This window comes from Paracoccus sp. S4493 (assembly GCF_000967735.1).
Classification (GTDB): domain Bacteria; phylum Pseudomonadota; class Alphaproteobacteria; order Rhodobacterales; family Rhodobacteraceae; genus Paracoccus; species Paracoccus marcusii.
The window spans coordinates 1-382 of sequence record NZ_JXYF01000268.1 but is presented as its reverse complement, the minus strand read 5'-3'; the positions used below and the strand labels follow the sequence as shown (position 1 = coordinate 382).

The following is a 382-nucleotide window of genomic DNA, read 5'->3' as shown; positions in this document are numbered from 1 at the left end:
GTGGGTTCGTCCAGGATCAGGATGTCGGCCTGGCGATACAGCGCCTTGAGGATCTCGACCCGCTGCTGGTGTCCGACGGAAAGGTTTTCCACCACCTCGTCGGGGTCCACGTTCAGCTGGTATTCGGCGGCCAGGCGCTTCAGGACGCCGCGTGCCTTGGACAGCGACGGGCGCAGCAGGGCGCCATCCTCGACGCCGAGGATGATGTTCTCCAGCACGGTGAAGTTCTGCACCAGCTTGAAGTGCTGGAACACCATGCCGATGCCCGCACGGATCGCGGTCTGGCTGTCGCTGATGCTGATCGGCTTTCCGCCCACCAGGATCTGGCCCGCATCGGGTTTGTAGAACCCGTACAGGATCGACATCAGCGTCGATTTCCCGG

General features: G+C 63.1%; 1 protein-coding gene. It reads right to left on the bottom strand.

Features of this window, described 5'->3' with window-relative positions:
* Positions 1-382: ATP-binding cassette domain-containing protein (locus TW83_RS16965; protein WP_045983963.1), on the bottom strand; the 382-nt coding region annotated here is incomplete at both ends.